This is a genomic window from Streptomyces sp. HUAS 31 (assembly GCF_028198125.1).
Lineage (GTDB): Bacteria > Actinomycetota > Actinomycetes > Streptomycetales > Streptomycetaceae > Streptomyces > Streptomyces chartreusis.
On record NZ_CP116353.1, the window covers coordinates 9,468,100 to 9,483,007 of the forward strand.

At 69.3% G+C, this 14,908-nt stretch carries 10 protein-coding genes and 1 pseudogene; 5 read left to right on the forward strand and 6 right to left on the reverse strand.

Annotation, left to right across the window (positions count from 1 at the left end; genetic code table 11):
• Positions 1-180: 180 nt before the first annotated feature.
• The 3 genes from PGH47_RS41120 to PGH47_RS41130 all read left to right on the forward strand — a co-directional run bounded on the left by PGH47_RS41120 (position 181) and on the right by PGH47_RS41130 (position 7,536).
• Positions 181-4,455 carry a discoidin domain-containing protein gene (locus tag PGH47_RS41120; RefSeq protein ID WP_271667736.1) on the forward strand — a complete coding sequence of 1,425 codons (4,275 nt, stop codon included), beginning with the start codon at positions 181-183 and terminating at the stop codon, positions 4,453-4,455.
• Positions 4,456-4,621: 166 nt separating this feature from the next.
• Entirely contained in the window at positions 4,622-5,851 is a 1,230-nt protein-coding gene (locus PGH47_RS41125; protein ID WP_271667737.1) for an aldehyde dehydrogenase family protein, read from the forward strand.
• The gene (locus PGH47_RS41130) at positions 5,851-7,536 is read left to right on the forward strand and encodes a thiamine pyrophosphate-binding protein (RefSeq protein WP_271667738.1); all 1,686 of its coding nucleotides are present in this window, start codon (positions 5,851-5,853) and stop codon (positions 7,534-7,536) included. The genes PGH47_RS41125 and PGH47_RS41130 overlap by 1 nt, the downstream gene beginning before the upstream one ends.
• Positions 7,537-7,584: 48 nt before the next feature.
• Here PGH47_RS41130 and PGH47_RS41135 read toward each other — a convergent pair.
• From PGH47_RS41135 to PGH47_RS41155, 4 genes and pseudogenes are all read right to left on the reverse strand, one after another.
• A pseudogene (locus PGH47_RS41135) lies at positions 7,585-8,218 on the reverse strand (TauD/TfdA dioxygenase family protein); the annotation flags it as partial.
• Between the two features lie 84 nt (positions 8,219-8,302).
• The gene (locus PGH47_RS41145) at positions 8,303-9,130 is read right to left on the reverse strand and encodes an ABC transporter ATP-binding protein (RefSeq protein WP_271667739.1); all 828 of its coding nucleotides are present in this window, start codon (positions 9,128-9,130) and stop codon (positions 8,303-8,305) included.
• Positions 9,117-10,169, reverse strand: coding sequence for a taurine ABC transporter substrate-binding protein (locus PGH47_RS41150; protein ID WP_271667740.1), 1,053 nt, complete (start codon positions 10,167-10,169; stop codon positions 9,117-9,119). The genes PGH47_RS41145 and PGH47_RS41150 overlap by 14 nt, the downstream gene beginning before the upstream one ends.
• Before the next feature lie 56 nt (positions 10,170-10,225).
• Entirely contained in the window at positions 10,226-11,101 is an 876-nt protein-coding gene (locus PGH47_RS41155) for an ABC transporter permease (protein ID WP_443048603.1), read from the reverse strand.
• A 369-nt stretch (positions 11,102-11,470) separates the two neighbouring features.
• Here PGH47_RS41155 and PGH47_RS41160 point away from each other — a divergent pair, with 369 nt between their 5' ends.
• Positions 11,471-11,914 carry a GNAT family N-acetyltransferase gene (locus tag PGH47_RS41160; protein WP_271667741.1) on the forward strand — a complete coding sequence of 148 codons (444 nt, stop codon included), beginning with the start codon at positions 11,471-11,473 and terminating at the stop codon, positions 11,912-11,914.
• Between the two features lie 109 nt (positions 11,915-12,023).
• A complete protein-coding gene (locus tag PGH47_RS41165; protein WP_271667742.1) occupies positions 12,024-12,941 on the forward strand; it encodes a TIGR03564 family F420-dependent LLM class oxidoreductase in 918 nt (305 codons plus the stop codon).
• 52 nt (positions 12,942-12,993) lie between these two features.
• Here PGH47_RS41165 and PGH47_RS41170 read toward each other — a convergent pair whose 3' ends face one another.
• Both PGH47_RS41170 and PGH47_RS41175 read right to left on the reverse strand, forming a co-directional pair.
• Positions 12,994-14,037, reverse strand: a complete 1,044-nt coding sequence (locus PGH47_RS41170; protein WP_271667743.1) for an LLM class flavin-dependent oxidoreductase — start codon at positions 14,035-14,037, stop codon at positions 12,994-12,996.
• Positions 14,034-14,864, reverse strand: coding sequence for a DUF1684 domain-containing protein (locus PGH47_RS41175; RefSeq protein ID WP_271668280.1), 831 nt, complete (start codon positions 14,862-14,864; stop codon positions 14,034-14,036). The genes PGH47_RS41170 and PGH47_RS41175 overlap by 4 nt, the downstream gene beginning before the upstream one ends.
• Positions 14,865-14,908 lie beyond the last annotated feature (44 nt).

Here is a 14,908-nt window from a genome sequence, read left to right on the forward strand (position 1 = left end):
GCAAAATCCTGCTCATGAGTCAGTTCCGAGAACCGTGCACCTCCGCCGGGCCGGCACCGCCCCCTCGCTCCACCGGCGCCGTCCCGAGCGCGCTCAACCTGTTCAGCCCCACTCCGTCAGGAACGAGCCGCCCTCGCCGCCCCCATCCGGCGCGCGAGCCTCCGTAGGAAGTGACCCCGTATGACTCGACACCAGCCGAGACCCCCACGACGGCGCGCAGCGACCACGGTGCTCGCCGTGGCCGTCATGGTTCTGGGCCTGCCCGCCGTCGGCGCGCACGCGGCCGACGTCCCCAGGGACGCCGCCGACGCCGCCACCACGGCGGGCAGCGCCCGCGCCGGTCACCAGGCCGCCCAGATTACCGACGGCGACACCGACACCTACTGGCAGGCCGGGAAGAAGTCGGCCCAGTGGGTGCAGACCGACCTCGGCCGCACCCAGCGAGTCCGCCAGGTCGTGCTTCGGCTCCCCGAGCACTGGCAGACCCGCAAGCAGACGCTGGCGCTCCAGGGCAGCGCCGACGGCAAGACGTTCGCCACGCTCAAGTCGTCGGCGCCGTACGTCTTCAGCCCCGGCAACGCCAACACGGTGGAGATCTCCCTTCCGGCCACCCTCGCCCGATACGTACGGGCCGACTTCAGCGCCAACTCGGCCGCCGCCACCGCCCAACTGGCCGAGATGCAGGTCCGCACGACCGCCGCCGCCACCCCCAACCTCGCCCAGGGCAAACCCTTCAGCGAGAGCGGACACGCCGACGTCTACGGCGCCGCCAACGCCGGTGACGGCAACCGCAACACCTACTGGGAGAGCAAGAACAACGCCTTCCCGCAGTGGCTCCAGGTCGACCTCGGCTCCTCGGTCAAGGTGAACGAGGTGACACTGCGCCTGCCCAGCGGCTGGCCGAGCCGCAGCCAGACCCTCAAGGTCCAGGGTTCGACCGACAACCAGAACTTCACCGACCTGACCGCGTCGAAGGCGTACACCTTCGACAGCTCCAACGACCAGTCCACGACCATCAGCTTCGACGCGACCACCACGCGGTACGTACGCGTGCTGATCACCGCCAACACCGGCTGGCCCGCCGGGCAGGTGTCCGAGCTGGAGGTCTACGGACCCGCGACCGGAGACACGCAGGCGCCCTCCGCCCCGTCCAACCTGAGCTACACCGAACCGGGCACCGGGCAGATCAAACTGACCTGGAACGCGGCCACCGACGACACGGCCGTGACCGGCTACGACGTCTACGCCAACGGCCAGTTGAGGGCGAGCGTCGCCGGGAACGTCCTCACCTACACCGACACTCAGCCGGCCGGCAGCGACATCACGTACTTCGTGCGGGCCAAGGACGCCGCGGGCAACGTGTCGGCCAACAGCAACAGCGTCACCCGCAAGGGTTCGGGCGGCGACACACAGGCCCCCACAGCGCCCGGCAACCTCGCCTACACGCAGTCCGGCAGCGACGTGAAGCTGACCTGGCAGGCGTCGAGCGACAACGTCAAGGTCACCGGCTACGACGTCTACGCCAACGACCAGCTCGTCAGGACCGTGGCGGGCGATGTCACCACGTACACCGACTCCCCGTCGGCGACGGCCACGGTCACCTACCACGTGAAGGCGAAGGACGCGGCCGGCAACGTGTCGGCGGCGAGCAACAGCGTCACCCGCACCGGCTCGACCGGGTCCGGCTCCGACCTCGCCCAGGGCAAGCCCATCGAGGCATCCTCGTACGTCTTCACCTACGTCGCCGCCAACGCCAACGACGGGCAGAGCAGCACCTATTGGGAGAGCGCGGGCGGCGCCTACCCGGCCACCCTCACCACGAAGCTGGGTGCCAACGCCGACCTCAGCCAGGTCGTCGTCAAGCTCAACCCGGACGCCGCCTGGTCCACGCGCACGCAGAACATCCAGGTGTTGGGACGTGACCAGGACGCGACGGCTTTCACCAGCCTGGTCGCGGCCAAGGACTACACCTTCAATCCGGCGAGCGGCAACACGGTCACCATCCCGGTCTCCGGCGCGGCCGCCGACATCCAGCTCAAGTTCACCTCCAACACCGGCGCCCCGGGCGCGCAGGTCGCCGAGCTCCAGGTGATCGGCACCCCGGCAGCCAACCCGGACCTCAAGGTCACCGGCGTCACCAACTCGCCCGCGGCCCCGGTCGAGTCGGACACCATCAGCCTGACGGCGACCGTCACCAACAGCGGCAGCAGGGCCTCCAAGGCCACCGACCTGAACTTCACGCTCGGCGGCACCAAGGCTGGCACGGCCGACGTTCCGGCCCTCGCGGCCGGCGAGTCGAAGACGGTCACCGCGAGCATCGGCAGCCGGGACGCGGGCAGTTACCCGGTCGGCGCCGAGGTCGACCCGTCCAACAAGGTCATCGAGCAGAACGAGGCCAACAACACCTACACCCGCTCCGACGTCCTCGTCGTCAAGCCCGTATCCAGCTCCGACCTGCTCGCCGCCCCGGTCTCCTGGACCCCGTCCAGCGCCTCGGCCGGTGACGAGGTCAAGTTCACCGTCGCTATCAAGAACCAGGGGACCGTCGCCTCGGCGTCCGGTGCCCACGACGTCACGCTGACGATCCAGGACTCCAAGGGCGCCACCGTCAAGACGCTCACCGGCTCCCACAGCGGCGCCATCGCGCCCGGCCAGACGACCGCACCGGTCGCCCTCGGCTCATGGACAGCTGCCAACGGCAAGTACACCGTCAAGACGGTCATCGCCGACGACGCCAACGAACTGCCCGTCAAGCGCGCCAACAACACCACCACGCAGCCCCTGTTCGTCGGCCGCGGCGCGGACATGCCGTACGACATGTACGAGGCCGAGGACGGCACCGTCGGCGGCGGCGCCAAGGTCGTCGGCCCGAACCGCACCATCGGCGACGTCGCTGGCGAGGCCGGCGGCCGCAAGGCGGTGACACTCAGCGGCAACGGACAGTACGTCGAGTGGACCACCCGCGCGGCGACCAACACCCTGGTCACCCGCTTCTCCATCCCGGACGGCACCAACACCACACTCAACGTCTACGTCGACGGCCAGTTCCTGAAGCCGATCGACCTCACCTCCAAGTACGCCTGGCTGTACGGCAACGAGACCGCGCCCGGCAACTCGCCCGGCTCCGGAGCCCCGCGCCACATCTACGACGAGGCGAACCTGCTGCTCGGCAGGACCGTCCCGGCGGGCTCCAAGATCCGGCTCCAGAAGGACGCGGCCAACACCTCCACCTACGCCATCGACTTCATCAACACCGAACAGGCGACGGCCGCCCCGAACCCGGACCCGGCCGCCTACACGGTCCCCACCGGCTTCTCCCACCAGGACGTGCAGAACGCCCTCGACAAGGTCCGCATGGACACCACGGGCAAGCTCGTCGGCGTCTACCTGCCCGCCGGTGACTACGAGACCTCCAGCAAGTTCCAGGTCTACGGCAAGGCGGTCAAGGTCGTCGGAGCCGGACCGTGGTTCACCCGCTTCCACGCCCCGGCCTCGCAGGAGAACACCGACGTCGGCTTCCGGGCCGAGGCCAGTGCCAAGGGCTCGACGTTCGCCGGCTTCACCTACTTCGGCAACTACACGTCCCGCATCGACGGCCCGGGCAAGGTGTTCGACTTCTCCAACGTCTCCGACATCACCATCGACGACATCTGGGTCGAGCACATGGTGTGCCTCTACTGGGGCGCCAACACCGACAACATGACCATCAAGAACTCCCGCATCCGTGACATGTTCGCCGACGGAATCAACATGACGAACGGCTCCACGGACAACCACGTCGTCAACAACGACGCCCGGGCCACCGGCGACGACAGCTTCGCGCTGTTCTCGGCGATCGACGCGGGCGGCGCCGACGAGAAGAACAACCTCTACGAGAACCTGACGTCGACGCTGACCTGGCGTGCGGCCGGAATTGCCGTCTACGGCGGCTACGACAACACCTTCCGCAACATCCGGGTCGCCGACACCCTGGTCTACTCCGGCATCACCATCTCCTCGCTGGACTTCGGCTACCCGATGAACGGCTTCGGGACCGAGCCGACGACGATCGAGAACGTGTCCCTGGAACGGACCGGCGGTCACTTCTGGGGCTCGCAGGTCTTCCCGGCCATCTGGGCGTTCTCCGCCTCGAAGGTCTTCCAGGGAATCAGGGTGAACAACGTCGACATCGACGACTCCACCTACGGAGGCGTCATGTTCCAGACCAACTACGTCGGCGGCCAGCCGCAGTTCCCGGTGAAGGACACGATCTTCACCGACATCTCCATCACCAACTCCAAGAAGAGCGGCGACGCGTTCGACACGAAGTCCGGGTTCGGTATCTGGGCCAACGAACTGCCCGAGCCCGGTCAGGGCCCGGCCGTCGGTGAGGCCGTCTTCCGCAACCTGCGGATGAGCGGCAACGCCGAGGACATCCGCAACAGGACGACCACCTTCAGGATCAACATCGAGTAACTCCCACCGGTTCCACACCAAGCGGGGCCACCCTCGACGAGGGCGGCCCCGCTCATCCGTAGGCCACCTGTTTACGGTGAATGGCCTGTGGCATCCTCCTATTGCCGTGCCGGAGTCCCGCATCCGGTGAATGGGAAATTCGGCAGACGATGTTCGTGGGGTGGGGGTGAGTGACGTGATCGATGTGCGTCATGGTTCTGCTTGTCATCAGCGACGGAAGGGCGATGACCGTAAAGAATCATGGGGGGAAATCGGGGCCGCACTGGTGAGGATTTTCCTCGACGCCCGCGATGATCTTCTGGAGGTGCTGACGAGTGTCGCCACCTTACAGAGCGCCGAGGACGAGTTATTCAGGTCCTTACGTGCCCTGTCGGGTGCCGGATGGGAGATCCAGCGCAATTCGCCCCGCGCTTTACGCCAGGTGGCGTCGTTCCTCCCGTCCAACAACCTCCTCTATTCATACGTACTTTTCGGTGTCATCCCCTCTCTCTACGCGGACCGCCTGTGCATGCGTCCCTCCGCCCGAGTGACCGACACGGCGTTGGCTCTGGACGCCGTCGTCGGGCCGGCGCTCAGAGGGCTCGGATGCGGACTCGACCTGACACCCGTGTCCCAGCGCGAGTTCATGACCACGTGCTTGACGGCGGACGCGGTCGTCTTCACGGGGCAGCCCCGAAACGCCGACGCGGTCGCAGCGAAGCTCGGCACCGACACGCTCATGCTGGCCCTCGGTTCCGGGCCCAATCCGATCGTGGTCGGCCCGGAAGCGAAACTGGAACGAGCCTGCCGGGACATTGTCGAAGCGCGCGTGTACAACTCGGGCCAGGACTGCCTCTGCCCCGACATCGTCTTCGTGCATGAATCGGTGACGAAAGAGGCCGTCGAGAGACTCGAAGATCTCCTCTCCCGGGTGGCCATCGGGGAACGTCGTTCACCAGGGGTCCAGATCGCCCCGCTCGTCTACCAGGACGCTGTCGCCGGAGCGGCCGAATTCATCGACCGGCACAGGGAAAAAGTGGTGAGCGGCGGGGCCGTGGACGCCGACGGGTTCGTTCAGCCCACCCTCGTGTCGCTGCCTTGGAATCCGGAATTTCATCCACCCGAGCTCTTCTCGCCGATCGTCACCGTCATGGAATACAGCAGCCCTTCGGACATAGAGGCCTGGATGGCATCGCCATGCGAGTCCGAGCGCGGGATGTATGTCTCGGTGTACGGAGAGCCCGCACTCGACCGTGAGCGAGTGGTCACATCGGTCGTGACGCGCGAATGCACAACCTTCGACATCGAGGACGGGAACCGGCCGTTCGGCGGCTACGGCGTATCCGCCAGCAGCGTGCGCCACCGCGGCACCAGGGCCGCCCGGCCCGTACTGCTGTCGGCGGAGGTACGCCGCTGATGCCCGCCTGGGACCTGATTGCCCGGACCATCGCGGACGCGGGGTGCCGACTGGTCGTCGGGCTCCCCTCCGACGAACCCGGCCTGCTCGACGCCGCCGACCGCCATCCCGACCTGGAGGCACTCGGCGTACGCGACCAGCGGGTCGGTGCCTGCGCCGCCATCGGGCATACGGCCGTCTCCGGGCGCCCCGCAGTGCTGGCCCTGAACTCAGGACCGAGCTTCGTCAACGCGCTGACGGGCTTGCTGGAAGCGTCGTCTCTGGGCTGCTCGACCGTGGTGATCACGACCCGGATCCCGGCGCCCGAACTCGGCCGCGGCGGCTTCCAGCAGCTCGACCAACTCGCGATGGCCGCACCTCTGGCCAAGTGGTCCTTTCTCGTCGAGCAGGCGGACCGGCTGGTCTGGGCGCTACGACGTGCCGTCCACATGGCCGTGAACGGAGCACCCGGGGTGGTCGTGCTGGAGATCGCACACGAAGTGCTGGAGTCGGATCTCAGTGGGGCCGAGCCCCTGGGCTCGGTCCGCAGACTCGCTGCCGTCGCCTCCGACGAAGCCCTGGACGGCGCGGCGCGGCTCCTGCGGCACGCCCGGCGACCCGTGGTCGTGGCGGGCGGCGGAGCGAAAGCGGCCGGAGCGGGTGAGGCACTGCTCGGCCTGGCGGAACGAATCGACGCACCCCTGTTCACGACAGCGTCCGGCCGGGGAGTGATCGACGAGGACCACCCGCTCGCCCACGGCCTGATCGGGCTCTACACCAGCCCCGCGGCACAACCACTGCTCGACGAGGCGGACTTGGTGTTCGTCATCGGATCACGGCTCGAAGAGACCGCGCGGATGGGCTGGTTCCGCCCGGGCGCCAGCCGGCTGCTCCAGCTGGACAGCGACCCAGCGGCCTTCTCCCTGGTTGCGGAGGCCGACGTGAACCTCCTCGGCGATGCGTCGCTGACGCTGCGTCGGCTGCTCCGCGTCCTGGGCGGCCGGGACCTCGATGCGACCGACAGCGCCTGGCGCCGGCGGATCGGACAGGTACAGCACGAACCTCGCCCCGCTCCGGGTGCCGAAGACATGGCGTTGTCGGCCCCCGAAGCCATCACGGCCACGATCGACGCATTCGGGCGTGACCTGATCCTCGTACAGGAGAACGGCCTCCATGACATGTGGGGCTACTACTACCCGGTGGTCTCGGTCAGCGGCCGCTCCACGGTGATCTCGCCCGGTGAGCAGACCATGGTGGGCTTCGGGCTCGGAGCCGCCCTGGGCGCCGCGGTGACCGACCGTTCCCGACCCACCGTCGTCATCTGCGGGGACGGCGCCGCCGAGATGAGCCTGGCCGCTCTCCCCACCGCCGCCGAGCACAACTGCGGCATCACCGTGCTCATGCTCGACAACCGCGGATTCGGATGGCCCAGATTCGTGCGCTCCCACTCCGACAGCGATGACTCGTTGACCCGCTTCGCGACGCCGTCGCACGTCGGCCGAGTCGTCGAGAGCCTCGGCGGCTGGACCGCCGGCCCGGCCACACGCGGTGAGCTCGCTGCGGCGCTGGAGAAGGCGCGGCTGGTGACCGCCGACGGCGGACTTGCCCTGATCAGCGTGCGCGTCGCCGACGACGACATCGCGCCGGGCGTGCTCCGCGCATTCGAGCCTCCGGACAGTGCAGGCCAGGGGGCTGGACGGGGTTGACTGATCCGGGGCCCGGTGTGCGACCGGTGCCGGGCCCCGCGTGCACGGTCAGTGGTGCGCGGTGGCGGCCGGGCCGACCGGAGTGTCCCCCCTCAGAGTGATGCGGTGCATGACGCGATGCCGGTCGCCGTAGTCGCGGTTGGCGTAGTGGGCGGTGCTGCGGTTGTCCCACAGGGCGACGTCCCCGGGCTGCCAGCGATGCCGTACGACGTGCTCGGGCTTGGTGAGGTGGGCGTACAGGATGTCGAGGATGCCCCGGCTCTCGTGCTCCGAGACACCCACGATGTGCGAGGTGAAGCCGGGATTCACGAACAGGCCCTTGCGGCCGCTCTCGGGGTGCACGCGCACCACCGGGTGCTCCACCGGGGTCAGGTGGGTGATCACCTCGCCCTCCCACAGATTGCCCCGGCCCTGCCTGCGCTGGGCGAGGTAGTAGCCGAACTCGCGGGAGCCGTCGTGGACCGCGGTGAGCGTGTCGACGTGGTCCCGCAGGCCCGGCGACAGCGACTCGTAGGCGAGCTGGCTGTCGGCCCAGCGAGTACACCTCGGGCGCCACGTCCCCGGATTCGTGGACCGGATGCCCGACGGTGACCTCGCCCAGGCGTCTGCTGAACTCGATCTGCGCGGCGTCGTCCAGACCGTGCTGACCGCGCACGAACAGCACCTTGTACGCCACGAGTGCCCGGAAGCGTCGGCGCGGTGCGCCCCTCGCTGAGGATGCTCATCAGTGTGTCCTTTCTGAAGGTCGTGACCCTGGGCGCGAGGCTCAGGCCGCCGCGGCGGACTTGACGGCGTGGGCGACCTGCGCGCGCAGCTCGGCGAACTCGCGGGAACTGCGCAGTTCCTCGGCATCGATGTCGCCGCGCGGCAGGGTGATCGGCAGGTCCAGGGCCACGGTCCCGGGGCTCTTGGTCAGCACCACGATGCGGGAGCCGAGGAACACCGCCTCCTCCGCCGAGTGCGTCACGAACACCGTGGTCCGGCCGGTCCGTTCGGCCACCAGGCGGACGTCCTCCTGGAGCCGTTCCCGGGTCAGCGCGTCCAGTGCCGCGAACGGTTCGTCGAGCAGGATGAGCGGGTTCTCGGCGGCGAGAGCCCGGGCGATGGCGACGCGCTGCTGCTGGCCGCCGGAGATCTCCCAGGTACGCCGCTTCTCGGTGCCCTCCAGACCGACGCGTGCCAGCAACTCCGCCCGTCGCGCGGGCCATTGGGCGCGATCGACGCCTGCGTACCGCAGGGCCAGGTCGATGTTGCCCCGCACGGTCCGCCACGGGAAAAGCCGCGGCGTCTGGAACACCACGCCCGCCGTGTCCCCGGGCCGAGGCTCGGTGCCGGACACCCGCACCGAACCCTGCGTCGGCCGCTCGAAGCCGGCGATCAGCCGCAGCAGCGTGCTCTTGCCGCAGCCGGAGGCACCCACCAGGACGAGGAACTCCCCGGCCGGCACGGTCAGGTCGACCGGCCCGACGGCGGTGATGGCCTCGCCGCCCCGGCCGTACCGGTGAGTGACCCGGTCGAGACGGACGGCACCGGCGGAGGCGGTGTCCACCGCGTCCACGGCCTCCTTGGCCGTAGTGATCTCACTTGACGACATCGGCCAGCCCTTCGAGGTAGAACGCCTTGCGGACGACGTCTTCGGACGGCGCGGCGTCGATCTGCTTCTGGTCGGCCAGGAACCTGCCGGTGTCCGTGACGTAGGTGAGCAGCTTGCCCGGCTTGTCGTCGCTGCCCAGCCAGTCGGCGGAGACCACCTGCTCCGGCGTGAGGAACACGCCCTGCGAAAGCTGCGCCTCGGCATCCGCCGCACTGATGTTGAGCTCGGCCGCGACGGCCTTCACCGCCCCGTCCGGATCGGACTTGAGCAGGCGCAGCGCCTCGGCCTCCGCCTTGCGCCAGGCGTCGATCGCCTTGGGGTCCCGGGCGATGAGGTCGTCCGACACCACGGCCAGGTCGAGGGTCGGCCTGCCCGCCGTGCCGATCTCCTTGCTGCTGGTGAGCTGGGTGCCGGTCTTGCGCAGCTCGTCCAGGGTCGGCAGCCAGACGTAGGCGGCATCGATGTCGCCGCGCTGCCAGGCGGCGAGGATCGGCTGCGGCTGAAGGTCGATGAGCTGGACGTCGGAGGCCGTGAGACCGGCCGCCTCCAGCGCCGCCAGCAGGCTGTAGTGCGAGGTGGAGGCGAAGGGCGTGGCTATCTTCTTGCCCTTGAGCCCGGCGACGTCCGTGATGCCGGTGGCTTTTCGTGCCACGAGGCTCTCGTTCTCGCCGGCGACATCGAGGATCCAGGCGACCTTGTAGGGGATGGGCGAGCTGCCGGACACTCCGCGGGCGAACGGGCTGGAGCCGAGCGCGGCGATGTCGAGGGACTTGCCGATGAAGGCCTGGTTGACGCCGGCGCCGGAGTCGAACTTGATCCAGGTGATCTCGTATTCCGGCAGTGCCTTCTCCAGCAGCTTTCTGTTCTTCACGAGCAAGTCGCCGCTGGGGAAGGCGAAGTAGCCGATACGCAGCCGCTTGGAGCCGCCGGACGAGGACGCCGCGCTGTCCGAGGAGCAGCCCGTGACGGCGGCGGACACGGCGGCCAGCGCGCCGGCGAGGAGGAGACGGCGGGACGGACCTTGAGGGACACGGGACATGGCGGAGCCGTTTCTGTGCGAAGGGGGGTGTCGGTGCGAAGGGAAGCGGGGGAGGGCTATGTGCGTCCGCGCCAGGGCACGACTGTGCGCTCCAGCCGCAGCAACAGACCGTCGATGATCAGGCCGGAGACGCCGATGGCGATGATGCCGACGACGACCACAGGGGTGTTGTTGTAGTTGGCGGCGTCCTTGACCATGCCGCCGATGCCCGGCAGACCGTTCACCAACTCGGCGGCGACCAGGGAGGAGTAGGCCACTCCCACGGCGAGCCGGACGCCGGTGAGGGTCTCGGGCAGCGCGGACGGGACGACGACGTCCCTGATGACGTCCCACCGGGAGGCACCGAGTGCACGGGCGGCCTCGATCAGGCTCTTCGGTACGGCGGCCACCGCGGTGGTGGTCGACACGGCCACCGGCGGGAACGCGGCCACGGCCAGCAGCGTGACCTTGGGCTCCTCATTGATGCCCAGCCAGATGATGAGCAGCGAGAAGTACGCCAGCGGCGGCAGCGTCCGCAGGAACGTGATCCACGGTTCGAACAGCGCCCGCACCCAGCCGACGGTGCCCATGAGCAACCCGAAGACCACCCCGGCGGCGATGCCGATGCCCGCACCGAGGGCGATGCGACGCAAGCTGATGCCCAGGTGCTCGACGAGCGTGGTGCCGTTGTATCCGCGTACGCCGTCATGCGTGGTCGAGACGTCGACGAACGCGTCCCACACCTTCGCCGGCGACGGAACCAGCGTCTCGCTCCACGTCCCGCTCGCCGCCAACAGTTGCCACAGGACCAGGAAGAGCAGCAGCGATCCGACGGGCAGTGCGATGTGGTGCAGGCGTCCCCGGGCGCCGTCGGCCGAGGCACGAGATCGACGGGGCGTGGTGACGGCTGACGTAACGTCACCAGCCGCGGAAACAGGCGGGGTTGTGGACACGTGGGGTCCTCCGTGAACGCCGGGACGCGAGCAGCCGCTGTCGACGCACAACGACGGCCAGCCCCGAGCGAAGGTGATGGCGAACGAAGAAAGGGGGAGCGCGCCCTGCGCGAGAACGCGGGAACCGCCCTGAGGCGGGTGGGATCACCGCACGGCAGGGCGCGTCAGAAAGAAGAAGTCAGATCAGCAACAACACGAGCCCGGGCGTCGGCACAGGTCGATGACCAGGCGTCGCACCAGGAGCTCGGAATTCATGAGGCCCATTTCTACAGCAGCCGCAGCTCAGGGCCAACACGCGTCCACTTTCTGGAACGCGTCGCAGCGCACCGACCGACAGCTCTACGCAGGCCCCCGTGCCATGATCGCCCCATGCCGCTCGAGATAGTTCCCGCCGACGTCAACGACCTCCACCAAGTGCTGGAGGACCACGCCCGCTACTGGGGTGAGCGGGATCTGCGTGCCCTCCACCAGCCGGTACTGGTAAGGGAGTTCGGAGCAACCTGCCTGGTCGCCCGCGCCGAGGACGGCATCCGCGGCTACCTTCTCGGCTTCGTCACGCCCGACCACACCGGATACGTCCACCTGATCGCCACCCGCGACGACAGCCGGGGCAGCGGCCTCGGCCGCCGCCTCCACACGCGCTTCGCCGAGGTGGCCCGCGGCCAGGGCGCGGTCCGCCTCAAGGCGATCACCTCGGTCACCAACGAGGGGTCGATCGCCTTCCACCGGACGCTCGGCTTCGACGCGGACGTGGTGGAGGACTACGACGGCCCCGGCAGGCCAATGGTCGTCTTCACCAGGACCATGACCTGAGGGGACGCAGAAACGCGAGCCCACCGCCGCTCGCCGCGTTACGCGGCGGCCACAAACTTGTCATACGGCACTCGGAATGCCGGTCGTCGGCACGCGGGTTGCCCCAGCCATGACCATTGGAGCAGCGCTACCTCTCCACAACGGGATCGACGCCACCGTGCAGCTCGCGCGCGAAGCTCATGAGGCCGGACTACGATCCGCATGGTTCGGCCAGACCTTCACCTACGACTCGCCCTCGCTGGCCGCGATCGTCGGTCGCGAGGTCCCCGGCCTGCATGTCGGCACCGCCGCGATCCCCGTCTTCGGCCGCCATCCACTCATCGTCTCCAGCCAGGCCCAGACCGCCCAGGCGGCCACCGCGGGCCGCTACCACCTCGGACTCGCCCTCGGCACCAAGCAGTTGACGGAAGCCGGATTCGGCATCCCGCACGACCGGCCCATCCGCCTGCTCCGCGAATTCCTCACCGCCCTGCGCCCACTCCTCGAAACCGGCAGCACCGACTTCCGCGGAGAGCTGCTGAGCGCCGGCACACCGCTCCCCGCCGCCGTGCCGGGCGCCGAACCGCCGGTGCCGGTCCTGGTCGCCGCCATGGGACCACAGGCCCTGCGCGTCTCCGGCGAACTCGCGGACGGCATCCTTCCCTATCTGGCAGGCCCTCGTGCCCTCGCCGAGCACATCGTCCCGGCGGTCAACGCGGCGGCGGAGGCTGCGGGCCGGCCGGCACCGCGCATCGTGGCCTTCGTACCGGGCGTAGTCACCGCCGACGCCGACACGGTGCGCCGGAACGCGACCGATTCGCTCGCGTTCTACGAGCGGTTCCCCTCCTATCAGCGCGTCATCGAACTCTCCGGAGCCACCCGCGCCGCCGACCTGGCGCTGATCGGCGACGAGGAGACCGTCGCCGCGGGCGTACGCCGATACCGGGAGGCGGGGGCGACGGAGGTGGTGTTCACGGCGACCGACCTCGGCAGCGAGGCCGATCGGCACCGCACCTGGAAGCTGCTCGGGGAACTCGCCACCGGCTGAGACCGCGCCCTGTGCGCCGACGGCGGACGTCGGTGCACAGGGCGGACACCGGTCAGGTCGACACGGCCTCCTCGACCGCCGGCTGCCAGCCGAGACGCGGTGCGATGTGGTGGCGTACGTCGTGGAGGATCTGCTCGTAGTCGCCGAGTTCGAACTCGTACGGCAGTTCCAGGCGCAACTCGGCCACGTCCGCGAGCACAGGATCGGCGCCGAGCCTCTCAAGTATCTCCTCGGACGTCCCCACCACGTCGGGGGCGAACAGGGTGCGCTTGGCGCCCTGCGGTGCGAGGGTCCGCTCGTGACGGCTCGCCGCGTAGGCGCGGTAGCGCCGCCGGGTCGCTGCGTCCGCGCTGTCAAGGGGCACGATCACCCGGCCGATGGCCACCCGCGCCGGCCGCTCCGGTCCGACGAGGCCGCGGTACTCACGGATCAGTGCCCGCTGCGCGGAGGCGAAGTCGTCGGTGCCCTCACCCGCGACGATGTTCCCGCTGAGGATGCTCAGCCCCTGCTCGCCGGCCCAGCGCGCCGACCGCAGACTGGCGGCCCCGTACCAGGTGCGGTCGACAAGGCCCGGGCTGTACGGCTGAAGCCGCGGCCGCTGGGCGCCGGCGGGCGTCTGGATGACGGTGTCCGCGTCGCCCAAGGGGTGCCCGAGCAGATGGTTGCGTACCCGGGCGATACGGCCGTACGACAGATCGAGGGCACGCCAATCACTCTCGTGCACCAGATGCCCCATCAGATCCGCGTGCGGCATTCCGGTGCTGAACCCCACCTGGAGCCGACCGCGGGAGAGCGCATCGGCGAGCGCGAGGTCCCCGGCGAGCCGGAACGGAGTCTCGTAGCCGATCGGGATCACCGCGGTGCCCAGCTCGATACGCCCGGTGCGCTGGCTCGCGGCGGCGAGGAACACCGCCGCCGAGGACACCCCGCGCTCCAGATGCCGCTGCCGTATCCAGGCACCGTCGAACCCCAGGCGCTCGCCGATCTCGAACAACCGCAGCGTGTCCTCCAGACCCGCATACGGCTCGTCCTCCGCGAAGTTGCCCGGCGTCAGGAACGAGAGCGAGCTGATCCCGGTGGCGGCGACCTCACTCACTGCCCGGCGGGCTTCCGCTCGTACGGGATCTTCTCGCCGGCCTCGACGGCGACCGGGAGCCGGTTCTCGGCGGGCGGAAGCGGGCAGGTCGCGAAGTCGGTGTAGGCGCAGGGCAGGTTGGTGGCGCGGTTGAAGTCGAGCACCACCGTGCCGTCGGGGCCGGGCGCGTCGATGTGCAGTGAGCGGTTGGCCGCGTATGTGGTCACACCGGAGGTCGCGTCGGTGAAGAGCACCAGCAGGCTTCCGGGCGCGTGCCCGTTGAACGCGGTCAGCCCCAGTTCCCGGCCGTCGATCTCGAAACGGACCTCCCCGGGCGCGTCGTAGACATGTTGCAGCCCCTCGACCGCGGCACCCACGGTCGTCGGTCGCGGTTCGGCGAAGGGGAAGTACCGGCCGGAGATGACCCAGTGGGGATGCGGTGCGTACGCCGGCGTCCCGGCGAAGTCCGTGCGCAGAGTGTGGTCGGGGTGCCGCGGCCGGATGACGTCCTGCCTGCCGCGCTTGGCGACCTCGATCACCGCGTCGCCCCAGACGGTGTTGACTCCGCCGCGTTCCGGGATCACACCGAAGCCGTGCCGTCCGCGCACGGGCACCCCGTCGACGACGAGTTCCTCTCCATCCCCGAGCTCGACGGTGACGCCGTCGTCTCCCGTCGACCATGCGCCGGGCGCGTCGGGGAAGCGCTGGGGCTCGGTGGCCAACCAGTGCAGACCGGTGACGGCGAGAAACCCGTGCTCATGGGCGAGGGAGGCATCCTTCTGCCGGTGCCATGCCTCCCATTCGGCGGCGAACGCGTCGATGTCGGTGGGGGAGTCCTGGACGGTCATGTGTGCTCCTGCGTGGTGCGATGTTGGTAGGTCAAGGAAATGGG

What these genes read in the sequence shown, in the direction of transcription:
- PGH47_RS41165 (WP_271667742.1), top strand. Translation starts at nt 12,024, where the DNA reads ATGACCATTGGAGCAGCGCTACCTCTCCACAACGGGATCGACGCCACC.
- PGH47_RS41160 (WP_271667741.1), top strand. Translation starts at nt 11,471, where the DNA reads ATGCCGCTCGAGATAGTTCCCGCCGACGTCAACGACCTCCACCAAGTG.
- PGH47_RS41120 (WP_271667736.1), top strand. Translation starts at nt 181, where the DNA reads ATGACTCGACACCAGCCGAGACCCCCACGACGGCGCGCAGCGACCACG.
- PGH47_RS41145 (WP_271667739.1), bottom strand. Translation starts at nt 9,130, where the DNA reads ATGTCGTCAAGTGAGATCACTACGGCCAAGGAGGCCGTGGACGCGGTG.
- PGH47_RS41130 (WP_271667738.1), top strand. Translation starts at nt 5,851, where the DNA reads ATGCCCGCCTGGGACCTGATTGCCCGGACCATCGCGGACGCGGGGTGC.
- PGH47_RS41150 (WP_271667740.1), bottom strand. Translation starts at nt 10,169, where the DNA reads ATGTCCCGTGTCCCTCAAGGTCCGTCCCGCCGTCTCCTCCTCGCCGGC.
- PGH47_RS41175 (WP_271668280.1), bottom strand. Translation starts at nt 14,864, where the DNA reads ATGACCGTCCAGGACTCCCCCACCGACATCGACGCGTTCGCCGCCGAA.